The organism is Streptomyces sp. NPDC055287 (assembly GCF_053646035.1).
The window spans coordinates 1-2,447 of record NZ_JBSHNE010000115.1 but is presented as its reverse complement, the minus strand read 5'-3'; the positions used below and the strand labels follow the sequence as shown (position 1 = coordinate 2,447).

The window sequence follows — 2,447 nt, the reverse complement described above, 5'->3', positions numbered from 1 at the left end:
AAGCCCCCATCTGGGGACTCATCAAAACCGCCCAAACCGAACACCCCCACCGCATCACCCTCATCGACCTCGACCACCACCCCACCACCCCCCACGCCATCCCCCACGCCCTCACCCTCAACGAACCCCAACTCGCCATCCGCAACGGCCACATCCACACCCCACGCATCAAACGGGCGGACGACGGCAAGCGGCTGTCGCCCCCGAAGGGGTCGGCGAACTGGCGGATAGGAACGGTGGGCAAGGGAACGCTCGACGCCGTCGCCCTGGTCGACTACCCGGAGGCGTCCGAGCCGTTGGCCGCCGGCACGGTCCGTGTAGCCGTGCGTGCGGTCGGCATCAACTTCCGTGACGTGCTGGTGGCCCTGGACATGGTTCCCGGCCAGGAAGGCATCATCGGCGAAGGCTCGGGGGTCGTCCTCGAAGTCGGGCCCGGGGTCGAGGACTTCTCCGTCGGTGACCGGGTGATGGGCATGTTCTCGCAGGGCATCGGGCCGGTTGCCGCCACGGACAGACGCCTGTTGAGCAAGTTCCCCGACTCCTGGACGTTCGCCCAGGCCGCGTCCGTGCCGGTCGCCTTCCTCACGGCGTACGAAGCACTCGTGCCGGCCGAGCCGCGTCCGGGGGAGCGTCTGCTGATCCACGCTGCGGCAGGAGGCGTGGGACTCGCCGCCCTCCAACTGGCCGCCCACTGGGACCTGGAAGCCTTTGCCACGGCCAGTCCCGGCAAGTGGCCCGCACTGACCGAGCGAGGTGTCGACGAGCGTCACATCGCGTCGTCGCGAACACTGGACTTCGAGGAGACTTTCCGCGAGAACAGTGCCGGGAAGGGCATGGACATTGTCCTCAACTCCCTGGCCAATGAGTTCATCGATGCCTCCCTGCGTCTGCTCGGCGACGGCGGACGGTTCATCGAGATGGGCAAGACCGACATCCGCGACGCGGACGCGGTGACCGCCGAACATCCTGGGATCGATTACCAGGTGTACGACCTGACCCAGACCGCCCCGGACCGGGTACAGGAACTGTACGGGGAGCTCGCTCCCCTCTTCGCCGAAGGCGTGCTCGCGCCCCTGCCGGTCACTTCGTGGGACGTCCACGAGGCTCGTGAGGCCATGCGCTATCTGAGCAAGGCCCAGAACATCGGCAAGGTGATCCTGACCGTTCCGCGGAGCTTCACCTCCGGTGGCACGGTGCTGATCACGGGCGGTACGGGCGCACTCGGCGCGCTCACCGCACGCCACCTCGTCACCCACCACGGCGTCACCCGCCTCCTGCTCACCAGCCGACGCGGACCCGAAGCCGAAGGCGCAGAACAACTACGCACCGAACTCACCGCACTCGGCGCCCACATCACCCTCACCGCCTGCGACGCCGCCGACCACAACGCACTCACCCACCTCATCAACACCATCCCCACCGAACACCCCCTCACCGCCGTCATCCACACCGCCGGCGTACTCGACGACACCACCATCGAAACCCTCACCCCCCAACAACTCGACACCGTCCTACGCCCCAAAGCCGACGCCGCCTGGAACCTCCACCACCTCACCCAGGACAAAGACCTCGACGCCTTCATCCTCTTCTCGTCCATGGGAGGTGTGCTGGGAGCCCCGGGCCAGGGCAATTACGCCGCGGCGAACACGTACCTCGACGCTCTCGCCCAGCACCGCCGCGCACAGGGCCTCCCCGCCACCAGCCTCGCCTGGGGCCTGTGGGCGGAAGCGACCGGTATGACCGGCCATCTGACCGAGGCCGACGTCACGCGCATGACCCGTTCCGGCTTCCCTCCCATCTCGTCCAAGGACGGGCTCGCCTTCTTCGACGCCGCGTTGACCAAGTCGGATGCGACACTCCTTCCGGTCGACATCAACACGGGAGCACTGGCCGTCCTGGCGCGCGACGGTTCCCTCCCGCCGGTGCTCAGCGACCTCGTACGAGCCACTCCGCAGCTTTCCCGGGCCTCGACCGGCGCACCGGCTGTGGCCGTCGGATCCAGTACCTTCAAGGACGAGTTCACGCTGTTGAGCGACGCCGACGGTCGCGCGCGTCTGATCGAGCTCGTCAGGGCCGCAACGGCTACCGTGCTCGCGCACCCGGCCCCGGAGAGCATCGATGTGTCCCAGCCGTTCAAGGGACTCGGCTTCGACTCGCTGACCACGGTCCAGCTGCGTAACCATCTCAATGCGGCGACGGGGCTCCACCTCCCGACGACGCTCGCGTTCGACCACCCCACCCCTGCGGCCCTGGCGCGCCATCTGCTTGAGCATCTGCGCGACGCCACGGACGGTGGCAGCCGGGCCGGGAGCAGTCCGGCGCCTGTCGAAACTGCGCCTCCGCGTACGGACGACGAGCCGATCGCGATTGTGGGGATCGGTTGCCGGTATCCGGGTGGGGTGGCTTCGGCGGAGGACCTGTGGGAGCTGGTGTCCGAGGGCAGGGAC

At 68.0% G+C, this 2,447-nt stretch carries 1 protein-coding gene; it reads left to right on the top strand.

Features of this window, described 5'->3' with window-relative positions; translation table 11 throughout:
- Window positions 1-2,447 (top strand): SDR family NAD(P)-dependent oxidoreductase (locus ACWIHY_RS40190; protein ID WP_454381699.1); only part of this gene is annotated, 2,447 nt, incomplete at both ends.